General features: G+C 60.8%; 6 protein-coding genes. 4 read left to right on the forward strand and 2 right to left on the reverse strand.

Going from position 1 to position 8,568, the window contains the following annotated elements; genetic code table 11:
- Window positions 1-326 precede the first annotated feature (326 nt).
- A complete protein-coding gene (gene gltX / locus ACW9JE_RS26025) occupies window positions 327-1,808 on the reverse strand; it encodes a glutamate--tRNA ligase (RefSeq protein WP_224535552.1) in 1,482 nt (493 codons plus the stop codon).
- 232 nt (window positions 1,809-2,040) lie between these two features.
- Here gltX and ACW9JE_RS26030 point away from each other — a divergent pair, with 232 nt between their 5' ends.
- Both ACW9JE_RS26030 and ACW9JE_RS26035 read left to right on the forward strand, forming a co-directional pair.
- Window positions 2,041-3,129: an HlyD family secretion protein gene (locus ACW9JE_RS26030; protein WP_224535555.1), complete on the forward strand. Its 1,089-nt coding sequence runs from the start codon at window positions 2,041-2,043 to the stop codon at window positions 3,127-3,129.
- 49 nt (window positions 3,130-3,178) lie between these two features.
- Window positions 3,179-4,669 carry an MDR family MFS transporter gene (locus tag ACW9JE_RS26035; protein WP_224535642.1) on the forward strand — a complete coding sequence of 497 codons (1,491 nt, stop codon included), beginning with the start codon at window positions 3,179-3,181 and terminating at the stop codon, window positions 4,667-4,669.
- Window positions 4,670-4,810: 141 nt separating this feature from the next.
- On the opposite strand, the gene uvrB is transcribed toward ACW9JE_RS26035, so the two are convergent.
- Window positions 4,811-6,826, reverse strand: coding sequence for an excinuclease ABC subunit UvrB (uvrB, locus tag ACW9JE_RS26040; RefSeq protein WP_224535557.1), 2,016 nt, complete (start codon window positions 6,824-6,826; stop codon window positions 4,811-4,813).
- Here uvrB and ACW9JE_RS26045 point away from each other — a divergent pair.
- Window positions 6,825-7,007 (forward strand): hypothetical protein, encoded by a 183-nt coding sequence (locus ACW9JE_RS26045; RefSeq protein ID WP_457434364.1) that lies wholly within the window; start codon window positions 6,825-6,827, stop codon window positions 7,005-7,007. The two genes, uvrB and ACW9JE_RS26045, sit on opposite strands and share 2 nt — an antisense overlap.
- A gap of 161 nt (window positions 7,008-7,168) precedes the next feature.
- Entirely contained in the window at window positions 7,169-8,365 is a 1,197-nt protein-coding gene (locus tag ACW9JE_RS26050; RefSeq protein ID WP_457434365.1) for an amino acid aminotransferase, read from the forward strand.
- Window positions 8,366-8,568 lie beyond the last annotated feature (203 nt).

Genomic DNA, 8,568 nt, shown 5'->3' on the forward strand with positions numbered 1-8,568 from the left:
AACCGCTGACCTCCTGCATGCCATGCAGGCGCTCTCCCAGCTGAGCTATAGCCCCTCATCGTTGATGTCATCGCTGAGGACGGGGCGAATCTTAAGGGCGTATCGAAAGCCTGTCAAACTTATTTTTCAAAAAATTTAAAATTTTTTGTCGGCATAACAATCACTTACCGCCCTCCCCCGGAAATCCGGGGGTAAAACCGTCTCTGTAGCAGCTGCCGCAGGCTGCGTTCGAGTGCGAAGCGCTCGCCCTGCCCCTTCATGTTGTCCATAAAGGGGCGGCTGCGCAGCCCGATGCAGCCTCGTACCTCGGCAGCTGCTACAGGGAATCAGGCGATAGCGCCCAGCAGCTTTTCCCACTCTTTGTTTTCTTTCTTCGACACACCGCCCAGCAGGTCGATTGCCTGGCGCAAGCGGAAACGGGTCAGGTCCGGGCCGAGGATTTCCATCGCGTCGAGCACCGATACCGAGCTGGCCTGCCCGGTGATCGCGGCGAACATCAGCGGCATGGCATCACGCAGCTTCAGTTGCAGGGACTCGACCACTGCCTGAATCGTCGCGGTGATGTTGTCCTTCTCCCAGTGACGCAGGCTTTCCAGCTTCCAGAGGATCAGTTGCATCAGCTGACGCACCTGATCGCCCGAGAGCTTCTTGGATTCGAACAGGCTGGCATCCGGGTTCACGCCACCGGCGAAGAAGAAGCCGGCCAGCGGTGCGACCTGGCTGAAGGTTTCAACCCGGCCCTGAACGTGCGGCGCGATCTTCATCATGTATTCGGAATTGAATGCCCACTTCTGCACCCGTGCCGCGAACTCTTCCACCGGCAGGTCACGCAGCCACTGGCCGTTGAGCCACGACAGCTTCTCGATGTCGAAAATCGGCCCGCCCAGGGAAACGCGCTTGAGGTCGAAGTTGTCGACCATTTCCTGCAGCGAGAACTTCTCGCGCTCGTCCGGCATCGACCAGCCCATGCGGCCCAGGTAGTTGAGCATGGCTTCCGGCATGAAGCCCATGCGCTCGTAGAAAGTCACTGACGTCGGGTTCTTGCGCTTGGACAGCTTGCTCTTGTCCGGGTTACGCAGAAGCGGCATGTAGCACAGCTCTGGTTGTTCCCAGCCGAAGTACTCGTACAAGAGGATCAGTTTCGGTGCCGATGGCAGCCACTCTTCGCCGCGCAGGACGTGGGTGATGCCCATCAGGTGGTCGTCGACCACGTTGGCCAGGAAGTAGGTCGGCAGGCCGTCGGTCTTCATCAGGACTTGCATGTCCATGCGGTCCCACGGGATTTCAACGTCGCCGCGCAGCATGTCCGGCACCACGCAGACGCCTTCGGTCGGCACCTTCATGCGGATCACGTGCGGCTCGCCGGCAGCCAGGCGGCGGGCCACTTCTTCCTTGGACAGCAGCAAGGCGCGGCCGTCGTAACGCGGGGTTTCGCCGCGGGCCATCTGCTCGGCGCGCATCTGGTCCAGCTCTTCGGCGGTGCAGAAGCACGGGAAGGCATGGCCCAGGTCGACCAACTGCTGGCAGTACTTCTGATAAATGTCGCCACGCTCGCTCTGACGGTACGGACCGTGCGGGCCGCCAACGTCCGGGCCTTCGCTCCAGTCGATGCCCAGCCAGCGCAGTGCGTCGAAGATCTGCTGTTCGGACTCGCGGGTCGAACGCAACTGGTCGGTGTCTTCGATCCGCAGAATGAACTCACCGCCGTGCTGCTTGGCAAAGCAGTAGTTGAACAATGCGATGTAAGCGGTACCTACGTGGGGATCCCCGGTAGGCGATGGCGCGATGCGAGTGCGGACGGTGGTCATGGCATGTCTCGAAAAGAATGAAAAGCAAAGAAACAATCAAGCCGCGAATGGTAACAGGCGACACCCGCCCCGCTCCAGCGAACAGGGCATTTAAGCCAAGGTTGCGTCTGGAACGCCCGTATCACGCGGTGAATGGCCGAATATCAAGGGATGGCATTTACCGCTTGTCGGCTTCATGCCAGATTCACCTGCTGATAACTTTCCTTACATATTCTCGACTACAGTTTGCCCCATGCCTGCCCAACTCAAGCGTCGCCTGTCCGTTTTCCTGCTCCTCGTCCTGCTGATCGCCGGGGGCTTCTTTGCCCATTGGTTCTTCAAGGGGCGTTTTTATGAAAGCACCGACAACGCGTATGTCCAGGGCGAGATCACCCGTGTATCCAGCCAGCTGGGGGCGCGCATCGAGCAGGTGCTGGTGCAGGACAACCAGCACGTCGAGAAAGGCCAGGTACTGATCCGGCTCGAAGGCGATGATTTCCGCCTCGCCGTCGACCGCGCCAACGCCGCCCTCGCCACCCGCCAGGCCGAGCGCTTGCAAGCCCAGAGCAAGCTGACGCAACAGTCCAGCCTGATCGCCGCCAGCGATGCTCAGGTCGCCTCCACACAGGCCAGCCTCGGCCGTTCGCAGATCGACCTGGCCCGCGCCCAGACCCTGCGCAAACCCGGTTACGTTTCCGAAGAAAGGGTCACCACCCTCTCTGCCGACAACCACATTGCCCAATCGCAACTGAGCAAGGCCCAGGCCGATGCCCAGGGTCAGCGCCAGCAGGTCAATGCGCTGAACGCCGACATCAAGCGCCTCGACGCGCAGATCGCCAACGCCAAGGCCGATCTGGCCCAGGCCGAGCTGAACCTGACCCGCAGCGAAATCCACGCGCCGATCAGCGGCCTGATCGGCCAGCGCGCGGCCCGAGAAGGCCAGTACGTGCAGGCCGGCGCTTACCTGCTGTCGATCGTGCCCGATGAAGACATCTGGATTCAGGCCAATTTCAAGGAAACCCAGATCGGCCACATGCAGCCCGGGCAGAAAGCCGAGCTGACCTTCGACGCCTACGGCGACACGCCGATCGAAGCCCGGGTCGACAGCCTGTTCGCCGCCTCGGGCGCGCAGTTCAGCCTGTTGCCGCCGGACAACGCCACCGGCAACTTCACCAAGGTCGTACAAAGGATTCCGGTCAAGCTGACCTTCGCCGCCGATAACCCTCTGCGCGGCAAGATCCGCCCGGGCATGTCGGTGACCGCCACCGTCAACATCAAGGACGCCCCTGAATCCGCCGCGCACAAGGTAAGCAGCAAAGACAGCGCTGACGATGGCCGGTGATCAACTGATCCGTCCGGTCGGGGAACCGACCCGGCGGGACTGGATCGCGGTGATGAGCGTGATGCTCGGCGCCTTCATGGCCGTGCTCGATATCCAGATCACCAACTCCTCGCTCAAGGACATTCAGGGCGCCCTCTCGGCCACCCTGGAAGAAGGCTCGTGGATCTCCACCTCCTATCTGGTGGCGGAAATCATCATGATCCCGCTCACCGCCTGGCTGGTGCAGTTGCTGTCGGCGCGGCGGCTGGCCGTCTGGGTGTCATTGGGTTTCTTGGTCGCCTCGCTGCTTTGCTCCATGGCCTGGAGTCTGGAAAGCATGATCGTCTTTCGTGCGCTCCAGGGCTTTACCGGGGGCGCGCTGATCCCGCTGGCGTTTACCCTGACCCTGATCAAACTGCCCGAACATCACCGCGCCAAAGGCATGGCGATGTTCGCCATGACCGCCACTTTCGCCCCCTCCATCGGCCCGACCCTCGGCGGCTGGCTGACGGAAAACTGGGGCTGGGAATACATTTTCTACATCAACATTCCACCCGGCCTGATCATGATCGCCGGCCTGATGTACGGTCTGGAGAAGAAGGAAGCGCACTGGGAGTTGCTGAAAAGCACCGACTACGCCGGCATCGTCACCCTCGGTGTCGGCCTGGGCTGCCTGCAGGTGTTTCTGGAGGAAGGCCATCGCAAGGACTGGCTCGAATCGGACCTGATCGTCACCTTGGGCAGCATCGCCCTGATCAGCCTGATCACTTTTGTGATCGTGCAGTTTTCCAAACCCAATCCGCTGATCAACCTTGGCATCCTGGGCAATCGCAACTTTGGCCTGTCGAGTATTTCCAGTATCGGGATGGGGGTCGGGCTGTACGGTTCGATCTATCTGTTGCCGCTGTACCTGGCGCAGATCCAGAACTACAACGCCTTGCAGATCGGCGAAGTGATCATGTGGATGGGCGTGCCCCAGCTGTTTCTGATTCCGCTGGTGCCGAAGCTGATGAAGTACATCTCGCCGAAATGGCTGTGCACGGTGGGTTTCGGGTTGTTCGGCCTGGCGAGTTTTTCTTCCGGAGTGCTGAACCCGGATTTCGCCGGGCCGCAGTTCAATCAGATCCAGATCATCCGGGCCCTGGGCCAGCCGCTGATCATGGTGACCATCTCGCTGATCGCCACAGCGTACATTCTGCCCCAGGACGCGGGCTCGGCGTCGAGTCTGTTCAATATCCTGCGTAACCTGGGCGGCGCCATCGGCATCGCCCTCCTCGCCACCTTGCTGGATGCGCGGACCAAGACTTACTTCGATTATTTGCGTGAATCCATTGTGCCGAGCAATCCGCAGGTGGCCGAGCGCCTGGCGTCATTGACCGACAAGCTGGGCAATGAAAATGCGGCGCTGGCCAAACTCAGTGAGATTGCCCATCAGCAGGCGTCGATCATGGCCTACAACGATGCGTTTCATTTTGTCGGGATTGCGCTGGGGATCAGCATGGTGGCGGTGTTGTTGACCAGGACATTGCCGGCGGGGCTCAAGGCTGGGGAGGCTCATTGAGTTTTGTGTTGCCTTCGATGGCCTCTTCGCGGGCAAGCCCGCTCCCACAGTGATTGCTGGTGATTGCAAATTTTGTGTTCACCACAAAACCCTGTGGGAGCGGGCTTGCCCGCGAAGAGGCCAGCAGGAACAGCACAAAAATCAAACTGTGATCAACCGATCCCGCAACTTGGCAATCTCATCGCGCATCTGCGCCGCCGCTTCAAACTCCAGATCCCGCGCCAGCTGGTACATCTTCTCTTCCAGCGCCTTGATCCGCTTGGTGATCTCACCCGGCGAGCGCAACTCCGCTTCGTACTTGGCGCTCTCCTCGGCAGCCTTGGCCATGCCCTTGCGCTTCTTGCTGCGAGAGCCCGGCACGGTGGCGCCTTCCATGATGTCGGCCACGTCCTTGACCACCCCTTTGGGCACAATTCCGTTGGCCAGGTTGAAAGCGATCTGCTTGTCGCGCCGCCGCTCGGTTTCACCGATCGCCCGCTCCATGGAGCCGGTGATGCGGTCGGCATACAGAATCGCCCGACCATTGAGGTTACGCGCCGCCCGGCCGATGGTCTGGATCAGAGAACGCTCGGAACGCAGGAAGCCTTCCTTGTCAGCATCGAGAATCGCCACCAGCGACACTTCCGGCATGTCCAGGCCTTCGCGCAGCAGGTTGATCCCCACCAGCACATCGAAGGTGCCCAGGCGCAGGTCGCGGATGATTTCGACCCGCTCCACGGTGTCGATGTCCGAGTGCAGGTAACGCACGCGCACTCCGTGATCGGCCAGGTAATCGGTCAGGTCTTCGGCCATGCGCTTGGTCAGCGTGGTGACCAGCACCCGCTCTTCCAGCGCCACGCGCTTGGTGATTTCCGAGAGCAAGTCGTCGACCTGAGTCAGGGCCGGGCGGATCTCGATCTGCGGGTCCACCAGGCCGGTCGGACGCACCACCATGTCGATGACGCGCCCGGCGTGTTCGGCCTCATAGTTGCCCGGCGTGGCCGAGACGAAAATGGTTTGCGGGCTCACCCCTTCCCATTCGTCGAAGCGCATCGGTCGGTTGTCCAGCGCCGAAGGCAGGCGGAAGCCGTATTCCACCAGGGTTTCTTTACGCGAGCGGTCGCCTTTGTACATGGCGCCGACCTGCGGCACGCTGACGTGGGATTCGTCGATCACCAGCAAAGCGTCGGCGGGCAGGTAGTCGTAGAGCGTCGGCGGCGCCGCGCCGGCCGGCCGCCCGGACAGGTAGCGCGAGTAGTTTTCGATGCCGTTGCAATAACCCAGCTCGAGGATCATCTCCAGATCGAAACGGGTGCGCTGTTCCAGGCGCTGGGCTTCCACCAGTTTGTTGTTGGAACGCAGGTATTCCAGTCGCTCTTGCAATTCGACCTTGATGCCCTCGACCGCATCGAGCAGAGTTTCCCGCGGAGTGACGTAGTGGCTCTTCGGATAAAATGTGAAGCGTGGCAGCTTGCGCAGGACCTCACCGGTCAACGGATCGAACGCCGATAAACTTTCCACTTCGTCATCGAACAGCTCGATGCGGATTGCTTCGAAATCCGATTCCGCCGGGTGGATATCGATCACATCGCCGCGCACGCGGAAGGTCGCACGGGCGAAATCCATGTCGTTGCGCGTGTATTGAAGGTCGGCGAGGCGTCGCAGCAGCGCGCGCTGATCCAGCTTGTCGCCGCGATCCACGTGCAACACCATCTTCAGATAGGTTTCCGGACTGCCCAGACCATAGATGCAGGACACCGTGGTGACGATGATGGCGTCCTTGCGCTCCAGCAGGGCCTTGGTCGCGGACAGGCGCATCTGCTCGATGTGGTCGTTGATCGAGGCGTCCTTCTCGATGAAGGTGTCCGAGGACGGCACGTACGCTTCCGGCTGGTAGTAGTCGTAGTAGGAAACGAAGTACTCGACGGCGTTGTTCGGGAAAAACGCCTTGAATTCGCCGTACAACTGCGCCGCCAGGGTCTTGTTCGGCGCCAGCACCAGGGTCGGACGCTGCACCTGGGCGATCACGTTGGCGATGCTGAAGGTCTTGCCCGAACCGGTCACACCGAGCAGCGTCTGGTGGGCCAGCCCCGCCTCGATGCCCTCGACCATCAGGCGAATGGCTTCCGGCTGATCGCCGGCGGGCGCGAAACGGGTGACTAGCTCAAATTCGGACATGGATGATCTCTCTGTTCTCGGAGCACTGTTCTCGGCGCAACCGGCAGGAACGGGAAAGCCGCAAACGACGCGCGTCGTCGCAGGAAAAAGCGGGATTGTGCTCAATGTGGAGCCGATTGCCATCGCTTTCAAGGCAAACGTCCTACGTCCCTTGAAGTCTTTGATTACACCAATCGACTAACGGTCGAAAAATAATCGGAAAAACTTGGGCTAAAAACCGAATCGTCTGTCGCCATCGATGGAAGATGACCTCTATACTAGCTCCCCGTTTGTGCACCGCTCTAGTGCATTCGGCTGGAGCGCCACACGTCCCTCCACTCTCCATTCAGAGCCGCCGCAAAAATGAGCCTGTTCTCCGCTGTCGAAATGGCACCCCGCGATCCAATCCTGGGCCTCAACGAAGCATTCAACGCCGATACCCGTACCGATAAGGTCAATCTGGGGGTAGGTGTTTACTGCAACGAGGAGGGGCGAATTCCACTTTTGCGCGCCGTTGTCGAAGCCGAGACGATTCGCGTCGCTCAACACGCTTCCCGTGGCTACCTGCCAATCGACGGTATCGCTGCCTACGACCAGGCCGTGCAAAAACTGCTGTTCGGCAATGATTCGCCACTGATCGCTGCTGGCCGCGTGGTCACCACCCAGGCCGTCGGCGGTACCGGCGCGCTGAAAATCGGTGCCGACTTCCTCAAGCAACTGCTGCCGAACGCCGTCGTGGCCATCAGCGACCCGAGCTGGGAAAACCACCGCGCGCTGTTCGAAACCGCCGGTTTCCCGGTGCAGAACTACCGCTACTACGACGCCGCGACCCACGACGTGAACCGCGCCGGCCTGCTGGAAGACCTGAACGCGCTGCCGAACGGCTCGATCATCGTGCTGCACGCCTGCTGCCACAACCCTACCGGCGTTGACCTGAGCCCGGCTGACTGGAATAACGTTCTGGAAGCCGTGAAGGCCAAGGGTCACGTACCGTTCCTCGACATGGCCTACCAGGGCTTTGGCGACGGCATCGACGAAGACGCCGCCGCCGTGCGCCTGTTCGCCGAGTCGGGCCTGACCTTCTTCGTGTCCAGCTCGTTCTCCAAATCCTTCTCGCTGTACGGCGAGCGCGTTGGCGCCCTGTCGATCGTCAGCGAATCGAAAGAAGAAAGCGCGCGCGTGCTGTCGCAGGTCAAGCGTGTGATCCGCACCAACTACTCCAACCCGCCGACTCACGGTGCAAGCATCGTCGCGGCCGTGCTGAACAGCCCGGAACTGCGCGCCCAGTGGGAAGCCGAGCTGGCTGAAATGCGCCTGCGCATCAAGGGCATGCGTACCCAGATGGTCGACCTGCTGGCGAAAAACGCTCCACAGCGCGACTTCAGCTTCGTCGGTCGCCAGCGCGGCATGTTCTCCTACTCGGGCCTCTCCGTTGAACAGGTTCACCGCCTGCGCAACGAGTTCGGCATCTACGCCCTGGACACCGGCCGCATCTGCGTGGCGGCGCTGAACCAGAGCAACATCAAAGTCGTGACGGATGCGATCGTTCAGGTGATCTGAACCGCAGGCTGAGACGAAAAACGGGAAGCCAGGCGGCTTCCCGTTTTTATTTGTGGCAGATAAATCTCAAGACAGCGCCTGCGCCCACTAAACTCCACAGCAATTCAATGTGGGAGCGGGGTTGCTCGCGAAAGCGGTGTGTCAGGCAATACAGATTTTGCCGACACATCGCCCTCTCCAACCAACCCCCCCCCCCAAATTTT

The organism is Pseudomonas sp. SDO55104_S430 (assembly GCF_054070595.1).